General features: G+C 35.4%; 15 protein-coding genes and 1 riboswitch. Of the genes, 8 read left to right on the plus strand and 7 right to left on the minus strand.

Annotated elements, in window-relative coordinates; translation table 11 throughout:
- Nucleotides 1–127: 127 nt before the first annotated feature.
- Nucleotides 128–619: a hypothetical protein gene (locus LUA86_RS06140; RefSeq protein WP_231459732.1), complete on the minus strand. Its 492-nt coding sequence runs from the start codon at nt 617–619 to the stop codon at nt 128–130.
- A gap of 16 nt (nt 620–635) precedes the next feature.
- The gene (locus LUA86_RS06145; protein WP_231459733.1) at nt 636–863 is read right to left on the minus strand and encodes a hypothetical protein; all 228 of its coding nucleotides are present in this window, start codon (nt 861–863) and stop codon (nt 636–638) included.
- Nucleotides 864–1,260: 397 nt separating this feature from the next.
- On the opposite strand from LUA86_RS06145, the gene LUA86_RS06150 reads away from it, so the two are divergent.
- A complete protein-coding gene (locus tag LUA86_RS06150) occupies nt 1,261–2,448 on the plus strand; it encodes a DUF1624 domain-containing protein (RefSeq protein ID WP_231459734.1) in 1,188 nt (395 codons plus the stop codon).
- Nucleotides 2,449–2,503: 55 nt separating this feature from the next.
- Here the strand turns inward: LUA86_RS06150 and LUA86_RS06155 are convergent, their stop codons facing one another.
- Complete coding sequence (locus LUA86_RS06155) at nt 2,504–4,789, minus strand: GH92 family glycosyl hydrolase (protein WP_231459735.1); 2,286 nt, start codon at nt 4,787–4,789, stop codon at nt 2,504–2,506.
- 1,041 nt (nt 4,790–5,830) lie between these two features.
- Between LUA86_RS06155 and mnmA the strand changes: the two genes are divergently transcribed.
- Nucleotides 5,831–6,922, plus strand: a complete 1,092-nt coding sequence (gene mnmA / locus LUA86_RS06160) for a tRNA 2-thiouridine(34) synthase MnmA (protein ID WP_231459736.1) — start codon at nt 5,831–5,833, stop codon at nt 6,920–6,922.
- Between the two features lie 192 nt (nt 6,923–7,114).
- Entirely contained in the window at nt 7,115–7,825 is a 711-nt protein-coding gene (gene aqpZ, locus LUA86_RS06165) for an aquaporin Z (RefSeq protein ID WP_231459737.1), read from the plus strand.
- A gap of 179 nt (nt 7,826–8,004) precedes the next feature.
- Here aqpZ and LUA86_RS06170 read toward each other — a convergent pair whose 3' ends face one another.
- Nucleotides 8,005–8,520, minus strand: coding sequence for a glutathione peroxidase (locus tag LUA86_RS06170; protein WP_231459738.1), 516 nt, complete (start codon nt 8,518–8,520; stop codon nt 8,005–8,007).
- Between the two features lie 66 nt (nt 8,521–8,586).
- Nucleotides 8,587–9,591: a hypothetical protein gene (locus LUA86_RS06175; protein ID WP_231459739.1), complete on the minus strand. Its 1,005-nt coding sequence runs from the start codon at nt 9,589–9,591 to the stop codon at nt 8,587–8,589.
- Between the two features lie 214 nt (nt 9,592–9,805).
- A riboswitch (SAM riboswitch) is annotated at nt 9,806–9,916 on the plus strand.
- A gap of 278 nt (nt 9,917–10,194) precedes the next feature.
- On the opposite strand from LUA86_RS06175, the gene LUA86_RS06180 reads away from it, so the two are divergent.
- The 3 genes from LUA86_RS06180 (at nt 10,195) to LUA86_RS06190 (ending at nt 14,050) form a co-directional block, all read left to right on the plus strand.
- The gene (locus LUA86_RS06180; RefSeq protein WP_231459740.1) at nt 10,195–11,511 is read left to right on the plus strand and encodes an O-acetylhomoserine aminocarboxypropyltransferase/cysteine synthase family protein; all 1,317 of its coding nucleotides are present in this window, start codon (nt 10,195–10,197) and stop codon (nt 11,509–11,511) included.
- A gap of 45 nt (nt 11,512–11,556) precedes the next feature.
- The gene (gene metX / locus LUA86_RS06185) at nt 11,557–12,615 is read left to right on the plus strand and encodes a homoserine O-acetyltransferase (RefSeq protein WP_231459741.1); all 1,059 of its coding nucleotides are present in this window, start codon (nt 11,557–11,559) and stop codon (nt 12,613–12,615) included.
- Nucleotides 12,616–12,805: 190 nt separating this feature from the next.
- Entirely contained in the window at nt 12,806–14,050 is a 1,245-nt protein-coding gene (locus tag LUA86_RS06190; RefSeq protein ID WP_231459742.1) for a homoserine dehydrogenase, read from the plus strand.
- Nucleotides 14,051–14,123: 73 nt separating this feature from the next.
- On the opposite strand, the gene LUA86_RS06195 is transcribed toward LUA86_RS06190, so the two are convergent.
- The gene (locus LUA86_RS06195; RefSeq protein WP_231459743.1) at nt 14,124–14,579 is read right to left on the minus strand and encodes a hypothetical protein; all 456 of its coding nucleotides are present in this window, start codon (nt 14,577–14,579) and stop codon (nt 14,124–14,126) included.
- A 13-nt stretch (nt 14,580–14,592) separates the two neighbouring features.
- Nucleotides 14,593–15,363 carry a queuosine precursor transporter gene (locus LUA86_RS06200; protein ID WP_231459744.1) on the minus strand — a complete coding sequence of 257 codons (771 nt, stop codon included), beginning with the start codon at nt 15,361–15,363 and terminating at the stop codon, nt 14,593–14,595.
- A 147-nt stretch (nt 15,364–15,510) separates the two neighbouring features.
- Here LUA86_RS06200 and LUA86_RS06205 point away from each other — a divergent pair, with 147 nt between their 5' ends.
- Entirely contained in the window at nt 15,511–16,737 is a 1,227-nt protein-coding gene (locus tag LUA86_RS06205) for a multidrug effflux MFS transporter (protein ID WP_231459745.1), read from the plus strand.
- Nucleotides 16,738–17,126: 389 nt separating this feature from the next.
- The gene (locus LUA86_RS06210) at nt 17,127–18,272 is read left to right on the plus strand and encodes a methionine aminotransferase (RefSeq protein ID WP_231459746.1); all 1,146 of its coding nucleotides are present in this window, start codon (nt 17,127–17,129) and stop codon (nt 18,270–18,272) included.
- The last annotated feature ends 6 nt before the right edge of the window (nt 18,273–18,278 follow it).

The following is an 18,278-nucleotide window of genomic DNA, read 5'->3' on the forward strand; positions in this document are numbered from 1 at the left end:
GTTCAAAATCAAAAAAGGCAATTGAGGCATTACTAAATCGATTTTGCTATACGTACCAAAGATATTACAAGCATATACTAAAAGCGGAGGTTTTAGTGACTTGAATGGGTACCTTGAAGAAGGGAAACTAATAATCTGATTTTGCTAAAGGCTGGTTTGTCTCTGCCAAACCATCAGAAGCTAAAAGAAAAAGCCAATCGTGATTTATTTCTGTAAAACCAGAACTGTTAGAAATTTCTGTCCGGAAACTATGATTGAAACTGTAGGTATGTCTATCAATAAGTTTAATCGCTCTTTCTAAAAAATCGCAATTATTTTTTATAGATTGAATAAAATCGGCAAATAAGCTTGCATAATTATTATGCAGATCCAATAGAATTTTTGAAGGCTCAAATGTGGCGTTTAAAGGTAACCACTCTGGTTTTATACCTTGGGTAACATAAAAGGCCAAAGCTTCATAGTCGTTCATAAAGTCTTCTAAATCACTGTCGGCTATATTTTGATTGAATTTTTTATTATCAATGCAATCGCTTTGAAGAAATGGATCTTCAGTTTGATTATCAGGCAAGATATTGGTCAAACTACCTGCCTTTGTTCTGATGGATGAAAATAAGATCATAAGATGCTTTATTAGATTAATAAATTTTAGGTTGATAATTGTTGGAAGCAGATTGCTTAACTGGGCTTAAGGATGCGTATAATCTGAAATCAGGAATATCTATAAATTTTGAAGATATCTTTTTATTAATTATTCCGTCTTGATAAGAAAATCCTTGTGTAGATATGGATATAAGTGTATCCAGAGATATTAGATTGCTAATCTCTTCGATGTAAACTCCTGGAGTTTGAAATAGGTTAGGCATTTTGAAATTCTTTTATAAAAACGAGCTTCATTTGCAAGTTTTGCCTGCAACTTCAACCAGCTTTTAATTAGGGATAATTAATGGCTTACATAAACCTAAATATTTATTCTTAAGCATTATCAACATTTTTTATGAATTTTATCAACATCATAATGTTATCGAAAATTTAGATTTAGCTTAATCAAGCCATATTTTACATTTTAATATTGGTAATAAATCAAGGTTATTAACATTTATAAATTAACTCCTTTTAGGAATATATTCTTAGTTTACCTGTTTTTAATTTATATCTGATTTTTTTCAAAAGATTTTTTCTAACAATTATTCAATTACTACGTATATTTAATTCTACAATTACCATTCTAACCAAACTTTTAATCAATTTCATCCCGAAATCATGAATGCTGAACAAAAGCTTTTATCCAAACGAATTGTTTCTATTGATATTCTGAGAGGACTTGTAATGATTATCATGGCACTCGATCATACAAGAGATTTTTTTCACATTCAAGCCATGACTGGCGACCCCTTAAATCCAGATACCACAACGCCATTTTTATTTTTTACCAGATGGATTACTCATTTTTGTGCGCCAACGTTTGTTTTCTTATCTGGGCTATCTGCATATCTTTCTGCTCAAAATAAAACGCCATCGCAATCGAGCGCTTTTCTATTTAAACGGGGCTTATGGTTAATTTTTATTGAGGTTGCAATTGTTACGCTTGGCTTAACATTTAATCCTACATATAATTTTGTTATTTTACAGGTAATTTGGGCTATTGGCTGGAGCATGATTTTTCTGGCTATTTTTAGTCGGGTTTCATACAAATTAGTGCTGTTATTGGGCTTACTTTTAGTTTTAGGCCATAATATTTTCAATCTCTTTCCAGCACCGAATGATGAAAACCTCAACCTTGTTTTAAAAATATTTTTTACGGCTTTTGGTACTGTTGTTACCATCGGTAATAACCATTTTATTGGGGTTTTCTATGCTATCCTACCTTGGACCGGTATAATGTTTCTCGGCTACGCCACAGGAAAATGGTTTAATAAAGATTTTAATCCAGTTAAGAGAAACAGAAATCTGCTTAATTTTGGGGCACTGGCTTTGGTCATTTTCGTGGGCTTACGTTTATTGAGTGTTTACGGCGACCCGGCTCCACGCAAAGAATATCACGATTTAGTTAAAAACTTATTTTCGTTTTTTAATGTCAGCAAGTATCCGCCATCACTTCAGTTTACAGGGATGACTATTGGTGTTGCCTTGCTTCTTTTGGCAATTACAGAAGGTGCTATTAATAAGCTAAGCAAAGTGCTTTCCGTATATGGTTCCGTTCCATTTTTTTATTACATTTTGCACTTTTACCTATTGCACACCATTCTGGTGGCTTTATTTTTTTTAGAGGGAAACACATCCGCTCAGATAATCCAGATGCCATTTTTCTTTCGACCGGTTGCTTTTGGCTATAATTTATGGATAGTTTATGCAATATGGATTTTTGTGGTTGCATCGCTTTATTATCCATGTAAATGGTTTAAAAAGTATAAACAAACACACAGCAATTGGTGGTTAAGGTATTTATAGAAACAAAAAAACCGCTGGTTATTATGCCAGCGGTAAGCAAATCTAATAGGATGTGTTATTTCTTCGGCTTGGGCGACATGTAAAATGTTAATTTACCACCATTTGTAATGTCGCTATGTTTAATTTGGTAATTGGTAATTTCTTTACCATTTAACATAACCTTTTGCACGTAAACATTTTTAGGACTTTGTTTTATTGCTTCAACTGTAAAAGTTTTACCATTCTCGAGATTTAAAACCGCATTATTCACAGCCGGACTGCCTAATGAGTAAACATCAGAACCTGGAGAAACGGGGTAAAATCCTAACGACGAAAACATATACCAGGCACTCATTTGTCCGCAGTCATCATTTCCACCTAAACCATCTGCAGTAGGTTTATATTGCATATTTAAAATATGGCGAACCTGAGCCTGGGTTTTCCAAGGCTGACCAGCCCAATTGTAAAAATAAGCGATGTGATGCGCAGGCTCGTTACCATGTACATAACCACCAATTATTCCTTCGCGGGTAATATCCTCAGTATGCGCAAAAAATTCATCTGGTAAATGCATGGTAAATAATGCATCTAAACGCGATGCAAATTTCGCTTTACCACCCATCACTTCCATAAGCGCAGCCGGGTCATGCGGAACAAAGAAACTGTAATTCCAGCTATTTCCTTCTATAAAACCTTGCCCTTCAGTGTCTTTTGGATCGAATTCTTTTTTGAATGTTCCATCTGCCAATTTTGGTCGCATAAATCCTGAGGCTGCATCCCAGTTATTCCTCCAGTTATTAGAACGTTTAATAAAATCATTGTAAACATCCATTCTATTTAGCTTTTTAGCGAGTTGCGCAATTGCCCAATCATCATAAGAATATTCTAAATTATTGGAAACTGAAACGCCACTTTTATCCGCGGGAATAAATCCTTTGTCGATGTAATAACCAATTCCTTCATAATCGCGATGGTTGGCCGTTGCAATGCAAGCATCCAATGCTTTGTTCGCATCGCCATTGTAAGTTCCTTTAATAATCGCATCAGAAATTACAGAAACACTGTGGTAACCGCTCATGCACCAATTATCATTTGCATAATGCGACCAAATTGGCAACATGTGTAAACTGCTTTGGTCAAAATGTGCCATCATTGATTTTACCATATCATTACTTCTACCCGGTTGTATGATGTTAAAAAATGGATGAAGCGCTCTGTAAGTATCCCAAAGAGAAAATGTGGTATAATTTGTAAAGCCATCAGCTTTATGTATTCCTTGGTCCAAACCTTTATATTCTCCGTTTAAATCTGTATAAACCGTTGGATTTATAAATGAATGATATAAAGCGGTATAAAAATTAATTTTATTATCGTTTGATGCATTTACCTGAATCTTATTTAACTCTTTGTTCCAGATACTTTGTGCCTGTTGCTTAACTTTATTAAAATCCCAACCGGAAATTTCGCCACGCATATTTTGTAAAGCATTTTCTTGACTTACCGGAGATAAAGCAAACTTAATTTTAACTTTCTCTCCCTCTTCAGTATCAAAATCGAAAAACATTTTTAACTTTTTACCGGCAATTTCGGGGAAGTTTTTGTCTTGGTTAAATTTACCCCAGAAACCCCTGTAAGCTTGTTTTGCATCGTAACTCTTTCTGCCATAGCTTTTAAATGGTTTAGAAAAACTCATTGCAAAATAAACAGTTCTCGTTCTTGCCCATCCATTTGTTTGGCGATAACCTGTTACCAAGGTGTCATTTACAACACGTACATAAGTCCAAACGGTTTTTTCATCGTAATTATAAATTCCAGCCATCAAATCTAAAACAATGTGCGATTGATCTGATTTTGGGAAAGTATATTGATGCATACCAACACGGGTTGTAGCTGTTAATTCAGCTGTGATATTATCATCATCTAGTTTAACTTTGTAATAACCAGCCTCAGCAACTTCATTTGCATGCGAATATGCAGAGCGATAACCTGACTTAGGGTCGCTTGCAGTACCAGGATTTAATTGCAATTTACCTTGAGTGGGCATAATTAAAAAATCGCCCAAATCTGAATGGCCTGTGCCACTAAAATGCGTGTGACTAAAACCTGTAATGGTTTTATCTTCGTATTTATAGCCAGCACAATACTTGTAAACATCACCATTGTACTTTCCATTTACTTCGTAAGATAAAGTATCAGTTTCCGGACTAAGTTGTACAGCGCCAAATGGAACCGTAGCACCTGGATAAGTATGCCCCATTTTTGAAGTACCAATTATTGGCTTAACATACTGCACCAAATTTTGCTGTGCAGAAACTGCAAAAGCAGAAAACAGCAAACAAGGCAGGATAATCTTTTTAATCATATCAGTTTTAAAATTTAAAGATTCTAAGGTATTAATTTATCTGTAATTGATTAACTAAAGTTAAACTAAATCGATTAACTATCTAAAAAAATACAATATTTTATTTGAATATTTTTAAAAGAAGTTGTAGTGTTTCTCGGTTACCACATTCCCGCCAAATGCTGCCTGCCTACCGCAGGCAGGCAATCTTTTTGTTAAGGGTTCCAATTTATTAAAGTCACTACTACAAAAATTATTTTCGCCAAGTCGGGTTTAGTTTGCAGGCTCATAGCGCAATCGTCATTTCGACCGAAGCGGAGAAATCTTTTAAATAGGTTTTAAATAAGTTCAAAGATTTCTCTATTTCGCTGCGCTCCAATGAAATGAAGGAAAATTTTGTGGGTTTAATATGCTGCCAGCTCATAGCGAAATCGTCATTTCGACCGAAGTGGAGAAATCTTTTAAAATAGGTTTAAATAAGTTCAAAGATTTCTCTATTTCGCTGCGCTCCAATCGAAATGACGGCAGAGGTTGCGGGTTTAGTTTGAAGGCTCATAGCGCAATCGTCATTTCGACCGAAGTGGAGAAATCTATCAAAATAGGTTTAAATTAAGCTCAAAGATTTCTCTATTTCGTTGTGCGCTAATGAAATAAAGGAAAATTTTGTGGGGTTAATAGGCTGCCAGCTCATAGCGAAATCGTCATTTCGACCGAAGCGGAGAAATCTTTTAACTTAGGTTTAAATTAAGCTCAATGATTACTCTATTTCACTGTGCTTCAATCGAAATGATGGCAATAGTTATAGTTTTTAGTTGAAAGTTTATTGCACAGTTGAAAGTTTTCTAAACCAGATTTAAGCGGATACCGTCCTTGTGATTAAGGCCTGCGGGCGCTTGCCTACCGCTGGTAGGTATGAGCAAAAAGCTGGACGAACATTAATTTATACACTATTTTTGCTTTACAAATTCTATTAAACCATAAACTTAGGTTTTTACAAGTAACTGACTTGCTTTACTTAAATTGAGGGAAGAAAACCTTATTTTTGCATCCAATAATTTTAAGATGAGTAAACACGGTAGAATTCTGGTAGCCATGAGTGGCGGGGTTGATAGTTCGGTAGCTGCAGTTATGTTACATGAACAGGGTTACGAGGTTATCGGCCTTACGATGAAGACCTGGGATTACGCTTCTTCTGGCGGCAGCAGTAAGGAAACTGGTTGTTGCTCGCTGGATAGTATCAATGATGCCCGCACATTGGCTGTAAATTATGGTTTTCCTCATTACATTTTGGATATTCGAGATGAATTTGGCGATTATGTTATCGATAATTTTGTCGATGAATATTTAGCAGGAAGAACTCCAAACCCTTGTGTTTTATGTAATACGCACATTAAATGGGAAGCTTTATTAAAACGTGCTAATAAGTTGGATTGCGAATTTATTGCAACCGGACATTATGCCAACATCCGCCAGCAAGACAGCGGACGTTATGTAATTTCGAAAGGAAAAGACGAAAATAAAGACCAATCTTACGTTTTATGGGGTGTTTCTCAAGAAAATCTTTCTCGCACAAAATTCCCTTTGGGTAGTTTCGCAAAAGCGGATATAAGACAAATGGCTTTAGATATGGGGCAAGAAGAGTTGGCAAAAAAATCTGAAAGCTATGAAATCTGTTTTGTTCCTGATAATGATTACAGAGCATTTTTACGCCATAAGGTTGAAGATTTAGAAGACCGTGTTGCAGGTGGAAATTTCATTCTAAGCAATGGAATGGTGGTTGGACAACATAAAGGTTATCCATTTTATACTATTGGCCAGCGTAAAGGTTTGGGTGTAGCTTTTGGCGAACCAATGTTTGTTACCCAAATACTACCAGAAAGTAATACCGTTGTTTTGGGCAGAGCTGAAGAATTAGAACGTAAGGAAGCGATGGTTAGAAACATCAACCTTGTAAAATATGCTAGTATTGAAGAACCTTTGAATGATGTAATTACCAAAATCAGGTACAAAGACGCAGGTATGTTAAGTACAATTGTACAGGAAAAAGACAGAATGCGTGTGGTTTTTGATCATAATGTTTCTGCCATTGCACCTGGCCAATCGGCTGTATTCTATGAAGGTAATGATTTACTTGGCGGTGGATTTTTAGTTTAAAGATTAATTTTAAAATATAGTATAATCCCGATTGTGAAAACATTCGGGATTTTTTTGTCCTAAAAGTTAACAATCAAAACAGGCCAAACTTGAATATTCTTATTTGCTATATCAATTGATGTTTTTTCGTTACTTTGCCAACGAATCGTCCTTATATAATTTTTTAGCTTAAAAACTTTTAACAATTATTATATGGAAACATCAAAATTCTCAAAATTTACCGCCGAATTTCTTGGCACTTTAGTATTGGTTTTAATGGGCTGCGGTAGTGCAGTAATTGCCGGAGCAAACGGAACAACCGGCGTTGGCTTATTAGGTATCTCTTTTGCTTTCGGCTTATCTGTAGTAGCAATGGCTTATGCAATTGGTCATATTTCTGGTTGCCATATCAATCCGGCAATATCTATAGGTATGGTTGTAGCTGGCAGAATGAAAGCAAGCGAAGCAGCATATTATGTTGTAGCGCAAATTTTAGGTGCAATTGCAGGCGCTGCTTTATTGCTTCTTATAGAAAGCAACCATCCGGGTTTCGAAATGAAACCATGGGCACTCGGTTCTAACGGTTGGGGTGCAGGTTATTTGGGTGAATATAATACCATGGCTGCATTTGTTGCCGAAGCCGTTTTTACATTTATCTTCTTATTGGTTATTTTCGGTGCAACATCTACAAAAAATATTAATGGTGGTTTTGCCGGCTTAGCAATCGGTTTAAGCCTTGTGCTTATTCATATCGTTGGCATCCAGATAACGGGCGTATCTGTAAATCCTGCCCGAAGCATTGGTCCTGCTGTGCTTGCAGGCGGTGTTGCACTAAGTCAGGTTTGGTTGTTTATCCTCGCTCCTATCACTGGAGCCATTTTAAGCGCTGTAGTTTGGAAAACTATTTTAGAAAAAACTAGTTAAAAATGTAAAATGGATAATGGGAGATGTAGAAAACATCAAAAAATCTATACACATTCTCTATTCTGGTAATTCAGAAATCGAATATTGAGCACCAAATAAAAAGGGTAAAATGGAATTTCCATTTTACCCTTTTTAGCTATTATACTTGAGAAATTTATTCCATCTCTCATCCTACGTCATTATAGGTTTTTTACAATTGCCTCGTCCATAGGTTTTGTTTTTGAACGGAAACGATGAACCAACTCACCCTTTTCATTAATTAAAAACTTCTCAAAATTCCATTTAATATCACCTTGCTCTTCTGTATTGGTTTGCGTAGTTAAATATTTAAATAATGGCGTAATATCATCACCTTTTACACTGCTTTTTTCGGCAAGTAAAAAAGACACACTGTATTTACCTGTACAAAATTGTTTAATTTCTGCGTTAGAAGAAAATTCTTGTCCGCCGAAATTACCAGCCGGAAAACCAATTAAAACAACTTTTTTACCGTATTGCTTTTGAAGTTTTTCCAAATCTTCATATTGTGGCGTGTAACCACATTTAGAAGCGGTGTTAACAATTAAAATTTTCTTTCCTTTAAATTTAGAAAGTTTAATTTCTTTACCATCAATGGTTTTAAAACTGAAATCGTAAACATTTTTTGGTGGCGAAGGCATCAAAAAGTTCAGGAGGATTAAAATTGTGCTTATCATTTTATGTTTATTTTATATACGAATATAGTTACAAATAGTTTTTTGCTTTAGCTTTTTGTTATAAATCTATTTAGGATTACAAATTGTAGACAATTTTGCCGAATAATTGGCATTTAATGGCTCGTTGGTTTGCACCAATCGCTGAGAATCTGTATTCGCCGGACAAGCAATATCGCCTGCTGCATCGTAAACTAATCTATTTCCATTGGCTACCAAATCTTTGGGCACATAAACCTGAACTTTAGTAATAGCATAACCTGAAGGAAAATAGCGAACATAATAACCATCTGGATGTTTAGTCCAGATTCCGCTTGGCACATCAGCACGCGGTGGAGCCATACCCGCAAGTATTGCATATTTTTCCATATCTGCATAGGTGTAGTTACCAGAAGAAACCAATTGACGGATATTATTTTCGGCTTCAAATACGGCTTTCAGACCTGATGGCAATTGGTCTTTAGCTTTTTCCATTACATCGAATGGTAAAATTCCTAATGCACCGCCTTCTAATTGAGTAAGTTGTTTTGGAGTTAATAATTTGATAGCGGTAACTTTAACTTGTCCGGCATGATCTGCAAATTTTGTTCTGGCGATGATGGTCCATAATAAAACCTGAATATCATGTTGTTCAACTTCAGGATGTTTTTCGGCACTTTTTAAAATGGATACCACTATTTCTTCCTTCTGACCTAAAACTGGTGCAAACATATATCCATCGCCCTTTGATGGTGCAAAAGTCCCGGCTTTAAGGCAATAACTTTTGTTTGTCATTTCATAAAATCCCTCACATAAAACAAAACCACCATCCGGATTTTTTGGCAATAAATATAAGGGCTGGAATTTTGCATTGGCATTGAAGCCGGGCATTTCTTCGCCTTCGCGATTAACATCTTCAAAATTTGTTGAAATGGCTTCTGGTTGCTTTAAAAACTTATCCACGCCGAGCGCTTTAGCACCTTGAGCTGTTCCAACTTTAAGTAATTTATCTTTTAATCCGCCAAATTGGGCATTAGCGGTTAGGTTAGCTGCTGAAAAAGCTAGCGTAAAGAGCATTATTTTTAAATTTTTCATTGATGATTAGATTTTGCAGGTATCACAAACTTAGAACTTTACAATTAATTCTGTGTAAATTTTAATGTGATTATTAAATATTTAAAATTTATTTGCCTCAAATTCATCTTTTTATAAAAAATACAGAATTTAATTTTGTGAATTAAAATATTATTCAGACATTTGAAACATTATTTGGCGAAAAGCTAAATAAAAGTCAATCTTTATTCAGATTGATTTATAAAGAAGTGGCGAGAGACTGGCTCCATGACCCACTGGCAACCCTCAGAAAGAGAAGGTGCCAATTCCTGACCGGATAACAAGGTGTTAACCGGAGATATAAATTACAACTGATGAAAACATTAAATCTTCAATCGCAAAGCGAGAAAATTACAAGGCTGAAAAAGTTAGAACTTTCTTTAATTTCATTGATGTGTTTTGATATGCAGGCGACTACGTGTATGTGCTGTTGCATACAGTAATCTAAAAATCTTCCATTCTTGTCTCTTTATCAAATTGGAAGGTCCCAAATAATTGGGATACGCAAATTTAAATTATCGCGGTTACCAATTTGTAATCAGATACCTAAGCATCTAAACATTCACTACATTAATTATTAAGAACATGTCAACCTCATATAAATTTGAAACTTTACAATTACACGCCGGACAAGAAATAGACCCAACTACGGGTTCAAGAGCTGTTCCGATTTACCAAACAACATCATACGGATTTAAAAACGCGGAACACGGCGCAAATTTATTTGCATTAAAGGAGTTTGGGAATATCTATACCCGTTTAATGAACCCAACAACTGATGTTTTTGAAAAAAGAATTGCAGCATTAGAAGGCGGAGTAGCAGCTTTGGCCGTTGCCTCAGGTCAGGCAGCTCAGTTTATCGCTTTGCATAATATTTTAGAGGCTGGAGATAGCATTGTTTCATCATCACATATATATGGTGGAACTTACAACCAGTTTAAAGTTTCATTTAAACGTTTAGGTATTCATGTTGATTTTGCAAACCCTGATGTTCCGGAAGAATTCGAGGAAAGAATCACAGAAAAAACTAAAGCCATATATCTTGAAACAATTGGTAATCCTGCATTTAGTGTTCCAGATTTTGAAAAAATTGCCGCTATCGCGAAAAAATATGATATTCCTTTAATTGTTGATAATACTTTTGGTGCTGGCGGATATTTGTTTAAACCCTTAGAGCATGGCGCCAACATTGTGGTAGAATCTGCAACAAAGTGGATTGGCGGCCATGGAACAAGCATCGGCGGGGTTATCATTGATGGCGGAAATTACAATTGGGGCAACGGTAAGTTCACACAATTTACAGAACCATCAGAGGGTTATCACGGTTTGGTTTTTAATGATGTTTTTGGTATCGGCGGTCCTTTCGGGAACATTCAATTCATCATCCGTGCACGTGTAGAAGGTTTACGAGATTTAGGTCCTGCCCTATCTCCCTTCAACTCATTCTTATTATTACAAGGTTTAGAAACCTTATCACTTCGTGTACAACGCCATGTAGATAATGCTTTGGAATTAGCAACCTGGCTGGAAAATCATCCTTTGGTTAAGGAAGTGCAATACCCGGGATTAGCAAGCAGCAAGTACAATAATTTAGCTAAAAAGTATTTGAGCAATGGTTTTGGTGGCGTGTTAACTTTCGAACTTAATGGTACAAAAGAAAACGCAACTCAGGTTATCGACAGCTTGAAGTTAGTTTCACACTTAGCTAATGTTGGCGATGCTAAAACTTTGATAATTCAACCATCAGCTACAACGCACCAACAATTAAGCGAAACAGAACAATTAGCCGCAGGCGTAAAGCCAAATGCATTAAGGGTTTCTGTTGGTATTGAGCATATTGATGATATTAAGGCAGATTTTGAGCAAGCTTTTGCAAGTATCGGCTCGGGAATTACAGAATAAATTTGCTAACATAAACACATTTTTACTACGATTGAACAATTTATAATGAGTATTTCATCAACATATAACTACCCAAAACAATTTAAGCTAGAGAGTGGAAAGAAACTTCGCAATCTGCAAATTGCTTATCAAACTTATGGAAAACTTAACGCCAACAAGGATAATGTAATTTGGGTTTGCCATGCTTTAACAGCTAATGCCGATGTTTTTGAATGGTGGGAAGGTTTATTTGGGCAGAATGCTTTGTTTAACCCAAACGACCATTATATAATTTGTGCAAATGTTTTAGGTTCCAATTATGGAACTACAAATCCATTAAGCAAAAACCCGGTAACAGGTTTGCCTTATTATTTAGCATTCCCACAATTTACCATCAGAGATTTTGTTTCTGCGCATCAATTATTAGCTAATCATTTAGGTGTTAATCAGATTAAACTGCTTATTGGTGGCTCATTAGGCGGTCAGCAAGCGGTTGAGTGGGCCATCACTGAGCCAGCTAAAATAGAAAACCTGATTTTGGTGGCTACAAATGCGGTACACTCTCCATGGGGAATTGCTTTTAACGAAAGTCAACGTTTAGCGATAACAACCGACAGAACATTTTATGCAAATAAGCCTGATGGCGGCAGCAAGGGTTTAAAAACCGCCCGTAGCATTGCACTTCTAAGTTATAGAACTTACAATGCTTATGGCAGTACTCAGGTAGAAAGTGTAAATGATAAAACTGACAATTTCCGTGCATCTTCATATCAAAATTATCAAGGAGATAAATTGATAAATCGCTTTAATGCATATAGTTATTATTATTTAACTAAAGCAATGGATAGCCATAATGTTGGCCGAAACAGAAAATCTATTTCCGAAGCATTGAAGCTAATTAAGGCAAATACATTAGTTATTGGAATTGAAAATGATTTCCTTTTTCCGGTGTCTGAACAAAAATATTTAGCCGATAATATCAAAGATGCCGAGTTTGTTGCGATTCATTCTGAATATGGACATGATGGTTTCTTAATTGAAACAAATGCTTTAACAAACATCATCGGAACTTTTATTAAGGAAAGCAGAGATAAGAAAATTTTCAAATTGCAACATACTGCTTAAGCTTAAAGCAAAAAGACTAAAGTTAAAAGCTAAAATAATTAATCAGCCACCTAAACACATATAAATAAAATAAGGGATTGCATTCTATATAAATCTGCAATTATGTGGCAAAATATAATAAAATTTAATAGAGGGTGTTCAGGCTTCCAGTCTTGATACTTGATACTAGATACTTGATACTAAAAACACCATGAGTAAAAATTTAAAAATAGGTTTATTTGGTTTCGGCGTTGTAGGTCAGGGTTTGTTGGATATTATCCAAAGCCAGAATCTCAACCTTGAAATTATAAAAATTGCTATAAAAGACCCGAGAAAAAAGCGTACGCTGAATAAAGATTTATTTACAACCGATAAAAATGAAATTCTGAATAACACAGAAATTAATACGATTGTAGAATTGATAAATGATGCAGATGCTGCTTATGATATTGTTACCACAGCATTAAAAAATGGCAAAAATGTAGTTTCGGCAAACAAAAAAATGATTGCTACGCATTTAAAAGAGCTGGTAGATTTGCAACAAAAACATGGCACATCATTACTTTATGAAGGCGCAGTATGCGGAAGTATCCCAATCATTAGAAACCTTGAAGAATATTATGACAACGAACTTTTCCATGCCTTAAGTGGAATTTTTAACGGTTCATCTAATTATATTTTATCAAAAATATTTAATGAAAACCAAAGCTATGATGCAGCTTTAAAAGAGGCACAAGATTTAGGTTTTGCAGAAACCGACCCAATTTTAGATGTCGGCGGTTACGACCCAAAATATAAATTGGCAATTGCAACGGCTCACGCCTATGGTTTATTTGTAAATCCAGATGATATTTTAAATATTGGCATACAAAATCTTTCGCATTACGATATTAAATATGCCCGTGAGAAGAACTTTAAAATCAAATTAGTACCAACCGCCAGAAAAGTTAATAAAAAAGATATTGTTACTTACGTTTTGCCAAAGCTTGTTGCTAAAGATGATTTCTTGTACAATGTTGAGAATGAATACAACGCAGTAACTGTTCAGGCCGCTTTCGCTGATAAACAATTTTTCTTTGGTAAAGGTGCGGGCGGACATCCAACCGGTGCGGCAGTGCTTTCGGATATTGCTGCTTTACGTTACGATTATCGCTACGAGTACAAAAAATATCATTCAGAAAACGGTGCTAAACACACAGAAGATATTTTGTTAGAAGTTTATTTGCGTTATGCAGATGAAGATTTAATCAGCTTATTGGAATTTGATAACATAAGTGAACGTTACTCGGCAAGCGAATATAAATATGTTATTGGTACAGTAAAGCTAAGTCACTTAATTAAAAACCGCGACTTGCTTCTGGATAAAAACGTGTTTATCGCTTATACGGGCAGGCAAATTTACAAGCAAGAGCAGGTTGCAGATAATGTTTACGCTGAAGATTTAGCTGCGATTTAAGATTTTTTAAGGTTAATTTTTTTATTTGTTTTGTTGTTAAGCACAAAGGTCGGAGCGATTCCGACCTTTTGCGTTATTTCTTTGTTTTTATATATTTTTCTACGATTACTCTATCAATTCCCTCTTTTTCTACCTTTTCTATACCAGTTTGAATTAGCGTATCGCCATGTAAAGCCAGCTTAAAATCAAAGTGCTTACCTTCCCAATTTTTATTATTATAATATTCAAGGTGCTCTACGTAGCTGTCGTTGTTCAATTTGTAGCTTCCACCTCCAGCGTCAAATCCTAATGTATCTTTTTTATTCAAGCTATGTTTTAAGAAAGCAAAATGCGTATCGTTAATGATTTTAATCATTTCAAAATCCATAGGATAATTATGCTGCTTGCCAGATTTATTATCGGTAATGGTGCCAGAAATTAACTTCCAGGTTCCTTGAATGTTAAGCTTGCTTTTGTCCATTTTATCAGCATCATCATTGCAAGAAAACATTAAAATTGATGCCGCCAGAATTAAGAATTTAGATTTCATAATTTTTATTTTATTAACCCCTACTTGCCATATCAATTAATTTTTTAGCTAAATCCCTTCCTAAATAACCATCAATTATAGTATGTACAACATATAAAATCGGGGTCATTAAAATGGCTACAACAAATTTATAGGTGTAGTTAACTAAGCCTATGGCAGCAACCATTTCCCAACTATAATTGTATTGAGGATTTAAATAGAAAGCGATAAAAATTACCACGAAACTATCTATTAATTGAGAAACAAGTGTAGAACCTGTCGCCCTTAACCAAAGTGCTCTATCGCCGGTTATTCTTTTAATTCTGTGGAAAATAAGTACATCGGCAAGTTGGCCCACAATAAATGCTACAATCGAACCTACAATAATCCACATTCCTTGACCAAAAATCCCGGCAAAAGCATTGTTCATATTCAAATCTTCGCCATTTATTTTTTGATGAACCCAAAAATCAGCTGCGCTTAAATGCATGGAACCCCAAACAACCAGAAATGCAAAAGCTATTAAAATCGATGTAAGGATTGATAAAAACCGAACCTGCTTTACCCCAAAATACTCATTGATAATATCGGTCATGATAAAAATAATTGGCCAGGTTAGCACCCCAGCCGACATTACAAAAGATAAGTTTGGCACACCAAAAAGGTTGATATCAAACTTTTTTAAACCTAAAGTTTCTTCAACACTAAATAATTTTACACCGATAAATTCTGATAAGATTGCATTTGCCACAAAAAAACATCCCAGAACGAGAAGTAAACGGCTTTCTTTAGTTTTAAAAGTCATAGCCTATAAATCTAAATATAAATCAAATCAGATTTACTTTTTAAACGTTATATTTTTGAAACGTTACTTTTTACAATCCATTAACCTTAATAATAGGATTAGCAATTTAATCTCCTAATCTTTGCGGCTCGGAAAAAACTAAATAAAATGGCTAAAAAACAGCACTTCTTTTTAATACTTATATTAGGTTCTTTAGCAGCTCTTGGCCCTTTTTCTATCGATATGTATTTGCCGGGTTTTGTTGATATCGCTCAAGATTTAAGAAGTACAGAATCAACAGTTGCACTTTCGCTTTCTAGTTTTTTTATAGGTATTTCTGCAGGTCAATTATTATACGGACCGCTTTTAGATAAATATGGACGTAAAAAACCCCTTTATTTTGGCCTGGCTTTATATATTCTTGCATCATTTTTATGCTTAGCCGTTACCGATGTTAATCAACTCATTGTTTTACGTTTTGTACAGGCAATAGGGAGTTGTGCTACAGCTGTAGCATCAGTTGCTATGGTTCGCGATTTGTTTACCGTTGAAGAAAGTCCAAAAGTTTTCGCTTCGCTGATGTTGGTTATTGCCGTTTCGCCAATGCTAGCACCAACTGCCGGCGGTTATTTAATAGCAGCTTTAGGCTGGAAATACGTTTTCGTTTTCTTAGGTATTATGGCAATTATAATTCTTTTAGCTACCATATTTAAGCTGCCGGAAAGTTACAAGCCAGACCCAAATTATTCTTTAAAACCAAAGCCAATCATCAATAGCTTTCTAAGCGTTTTAAGAGAGCCACAGTTTACAACCTATGCATTAATCAGTTCTATAACATTTTCTGGTTTATTTGCTTATGTATCTGCCTCCCCAACTGTGTTTATGAAAATTTATGACGTAAGCAAAACCGGTTACGGATGGATTTTCGCATTATTATCTGTAGCTTTTATCGGTTCGAGCCAATTAAACAGCTTCATTTTGAGATGGTTTAGCAGTAAAAAAATTGTTAACTACGCCTTATTAGCGCAATGTGCTTTCAGTTTAATATTTCTGGCTTTTGCCATTAACAACTGGCTTAATTTATATTCAACAATTGGTTTTATTGCCTTATTTCTTTCATGTTTAGGTTTCATAAATCCAAATGCAGCAGCCTTATCATTAGCGCCATTTACCAAAAATGCCGGTAGTGCCTCTGCTTTAATGGGTGCATTACAAATGGGTTTGGGCGCTTTGGCTTCGGTTTTAGTTAGTTTATTCAGCGAGCATTCTGTTGTGCCAATGCCTCTGGTTATGACAGCTGCAGCTTTTGTTGCCTTAATTTGCCTTGTGCTTGGCAAAAGATTTATTAAAACCGAAATTGAAGCATCAACAGATGCAAGCATAGTAGCGCATTAAGTTTTTCTGCACCAGGGTTTAATAGGCATTATCTTTTAAAATGATTTGGAAATGAAAGCTCCCATTTCATAGTGGCTTTCAGTCCCGCCATCCGCTTTACTTCGTTGCACTCCGTGTTCGCTACTGTCGGGTTTGAAAACAAAGGTTATTCGTTCTTTTGAAAATTTATTATCCGATTATCCATCTGCTTTGATTTCATTTTGTATTTACCTGTTTGCACTGCACCAAAAACGTTAATAGAACTTATAACGGCGCCACCTAAACCCGATTGCAAAGCGGGACCAACCCAAAGCCATTTACTACTGCAATTGCTTTCCAAAAAATATCCCGACTTGATATAACATTAAGCTGTCTATTCCTAAAGGTTTTTTTGCTATTTTCGCTTATACATGTTAAATATACAATCAAAACTTCCGGGTGTTAGTACAACCATTTTCTCGGTAATGTCTAAACTTGCGGCAGATTATAATGCAATTAATTTATCGCAGGGTTTTCCGGATTACCCTTGCGACCCAAAATTAACCCAGCTTGTTGAAAAGGCCATGAAAGATGGCTATAATCAATATGCACCCATGCCGGGCAACATTTTTTTAAAGGAAACCATTGCCGAAAAAGTAGAAAATTTATACAACGTTAAATATAATCCGGATACGGAAATAACTGTAACCGCCGGTGGAACGCAAGCTATTTTTACTGCGCTAACGGCTATTATTAATCCGGGCGATGAAGTTATAATTTTTGAGCCGGCTTACGATAGTTATGCACCAACCATTAAATTATTAGGTGGTATTGTAAAAACTTACGAGCTTGCCCCACCAGATTATGGAATTGACTGGGATATGGTTAAAAAGTTGTTTACGGCCAATACCAGGATGATAATTTTAAACTCGCCGCAAAATCCTACTGGGAGTATTTTATCTGAAAATGATATGAACTCGCTTATAAAATTGGTTAATGATACCGATATTCTGATATTAAGCGATGAAGTTTACGAACATTTAATTTTCGACGAACAAAAGCATAAAAGTGTAATGCTTTTTCCTGAATTAAGGAAGCGAAGTTTCGTAGTAGCCTCATTTGGAAAGCTTTTACATGCCACCGGATGGAAACTTGGATATTGTTTAGCACCAGAAATACTAACCAAGGAATTTAGAAAGGTACACCAATTTAACGTTTTCAGCGTTAATAGCCCTATGCAGCAAGCTATTGCCCAATACATTAAAGAGCCAAAGAATTACAACGGAATATCGGCTTTTTTTGAGAAAAAACGTGATTATTTTAGAAGCCTTTTAGCCGAAAGCCGTTTTGACTTATTGCCTTGCAATGGCTCATATTTTCAATGTGCAAGTTATAGCAAAATCAGCGATGAAAAAGATACTGATTTCAGTATCAGACTGATAAAAGAGTTTGGAGTTGCCACCATCCCAGTTTCGGCATTCTACCAAAAAGCAACCGATTACAAAATAATCCGCTTTTGTTTTGCCAAAGAAAATTCAACTTTAGCATCGGCTGCAGAGAAATTAAAAAATGTTTAACATCCC

It is taken from the genome of Pedobacter sp. Leaf132 (assembly GCF_920984695.1).
In the GTDB taxonomy this organism is placed as follows: Bacteria; Bacteroidota; Bacteroidia; order Sphingobacteriales; family Sphingobacteriaceae; genus Pedobacter.

What these genes read in the sequence shown, in the direction of transcription:
- LUA86_RS06140 (WP_231459732.1), bottom strand. Translation starts at nt 619, where the DNA reads ATGATCTTATTTTCATCCATCAGAACAAAGGCAGGTAGTTTGACCAAT.
- LUA86_RS06145 (WP_231459733.1), bottom strand. Translation starts at nt 863, where the DNA reads ATGCCTAACCTATTTCAAACTCCAGGAGTTTACATCGAAGAGATTAGC.
- LUA86_RS06150 (WP_231459734.1), top strand. Translation starts at nt 1,261, where the DNA reads ATGAATGCTGAACAAAAGCTTTTATCCAAACGAATTGTTTCTATTGAT.
- LUA86_RS06155 (WP_231459735.1), bottom strand. Translation starts at nt 4,789, where the DNA reads ATGATTAAAAAGATTATCCTGCCTTGTTTGCTGTTTTCTGCTTTTGCA.
- mnmA (WP_231459736.1), top strand. Translation starts at nt 5,831, where the DNA reads ATGAGTAAACACGGTAGAATTCTGGTAGCCATGAGTGGCGGGGTTGAT.
- aqpZ (WP_231459737.1), top strand. Translation starts at nt 7,115, where the DNA reads ATGGAAACATCAAAATTCTCAAAATTTACCGCCGAATTTCTTGGCACT.
- LUA86_RS06170 (WP_231459738.1), bottom strand. Translation starts at nt 8,520, where the DNA reads ATGATAAGCACAATTTTAATCCTCCTGAACTTTTTGATGCCTTCGCCA.
- LUA86_RS06175 (WP_231459739.1), bottom strand. Translation starts at nt 9,591, where the DNA reads ATGAAAAATTTAAAAATAATGCTCTTTACGCTAGCTTTTTCAGCAGCT.
- LUA86_RS06180 (WP_231459740.1), top strand. Translation starts at nt 10,195, where the DNA reads ATGTCAACCTCATATAAATTTGAAACTTTACAATTACACGCCGGACAA.
- metX (WP_231459741.1), top strand. Translation starts at nt 11,557, where the DNA reads ATGAGTATTTCATCAACATATAACTACCCAAAACAATTTAAGCTAGAG.
- LUA86_RS06190 (WP_231459742.1), top strand. Translation starts at nt 12,806, where the DNA reads ATGAGTAAAAATTTAAAAATAGGTTTATTTGGTTTCGGCGTTGTAGGT.
- LUA86_RS06195 (WP_231459743.1), bottom strand. Translation starts at nt 14,579, where the DNA reads ATGAAATCTAAATTCTTAATTCTGGCGGCATCAATTTTAATGTTTTCT.
- LUA86_RS06200 (WP_231459744.1), bottom strand. Translation starts at nt 15,363, where the DNA reads ATGACTTTTAAAACTAAAGAAAGCCGTTTACTTCTCGTTCTGGGATGT.
- LUA86_RS06205 (WP_231459745.1), top strand. Translation starts at nt 15,511, where the DNA reads ATGGCTAAAAAACAGCACTTCTTTTTAATACTTATATTAGGTTCTTTA.
- LUA86_RS06210 (WP_231459746.1), top strand. Translation starts at nt 17,127, where the DNA reads ATGTTAAATATACAATCAAAACTTCCGGGTGTTAGTACAACCATTTTC.